Source organism: Mesorhizobium sp. M2C.T.Ca.TU.002.02.1.1 (genome assembly GCF_003997225.1).
Genome location: NZ_RZTO01001355.1, coordinates 1 through 834 on the forward strand (window position 1 = coordinate 1; position 834 = coordinate 834).

The following is an 834-nucleotide window of genomic DNA, read 5'->3' on the forward strand; positions in this document are numbered from 1 at the left end:
CCGCCGATCCGCGCACCCGCATCGCCGCCTGCCCGGGCACGCCCGCCTGCGCCTCCGGCCGCATCGCCACCCGCGCCATCGCCGAAACTATTGCAAAACAAAGCGCCGACCTCCTTGACGCCTCGCTGATCCTGCACGTTTCCGGCTGCGCCAAGGGCTGCGCCCATCCCGGGGCGGCAATGCTCACTTTGGTCGGCGACGAAAACGGAGCCGGACTTGTCGTGGACGGGACGGCAAAGGCCCTTCCTGCCGGATACAGGCCGGGCTATGACGCCGCGCGCGGGGTCGCCGGCATTGCGGCGGCGATCGACGACGCAAGACATCCAGGCGAAACCGCCGCCGCTTGCCTCACAAGGCTTGGCGCGGCCGGCATCGCCGAACTCTATCGACGGAACCAGTAAATGGCCGCCTACGACTACATCCATGACGGGATGGCGATCTATGAGCGCTCTTTCGCCATCATCCGCGCCGAGGCGGACCTGTCGCGCTTCTCGGAAGCCGAAGCCGATGTCGCGATCCGCATGATCCATGCCTGCGGCCAGGTCGAAGCCGCCAGGAATTTCGTTTTCTCCAACAGTTTCGTCGATGCGGCCCGCGCGGCCCTTGCCGCCGGCGCGCCGATCCTCTGCGATGCCGAGATGGTGGCGCACGGCGTCACCCGCGCGCGCCTGCCCGCCAGCAACGAGGTGATCTGCACGCTGCGCGACCCGCGCACGCACGACATCGCGAAGGCGATCGGCAACACCCGCTCGGCGGCCGCGATCGACCTCTGGGGCGAGCGTATGGCAGGCGCGGTCGTCGCCATCGGCAACGCGCCGACCGCGCTCTTCTACC

Annotated in this window: 1 protein-coding gene and 1 pseudogene; both read left to right on the plus strand. The window is 68.7% G+C overall.

The window, feature by feature from the left end; translation table 11 throughout:
* Positions 1 to 401 (plus strand): annotated as a pseudogene (locus tag EOD07_RS36075) (precorrin-3B synthase); the annotation flags it as partial.
* On the plus strand, positions 402 to 834 hold a 433-nt coding region (locus EOD07_RS36080; protein ID WP_127238489.1), incomplete at its 3' end, for a precorrin-8X methylmutase.